1 rRNA gene is annotated in these 255 nt (G+C 53.7%); it reads left to right on the top strand.

The window, feature by feature from the left end:
* The first annotated feature begins 2 nt into the window (after nt 1–2).
* Nucleotides 3–117: ribosomal RNA gene (rrf, locus tag KW825_RS20375) — 5S ribosomal RNA — on the top strand.
* The last annotated feature ends 138 nt before the right edge of the window (nt 118–255 follow it).

The following is a 255-nucleotide window of genomic DNA, read 5'->3' on the forward strand; positions in this document are numbered from 1 at the left end:
TGCCTGGCGGCCATAGCGCCGTGGAACCACCTGATCCCATGCCGAACTCAGAAGTGAAACGCGGTAGCGCCGATGGTAGTGTGGCATTCGCCATGCGAGAGTAGGACACTGCCAGGCTCCTAATTACAGTCACAGCGATGTGATTGGTCGTGCAGCGACGTAAGGTTGTTGCGGACAACAGATTTAGATAACGCACACAGTGTGTTCTTTACCGGTTAGTGTGCTGATATGGCTCAGTTGGTAGAGCGCATCCTT

The organism is Aeromonas sp. sif2433 (genome assembly GCF_019218705.1).
GTDB classification, from domain to species: Bacteria; Pseudomonadota; Gammaproteobacteria; order Enterobacterales; family Aeromonadaceae; genus Aeromonas; species Aeromonas encheleia.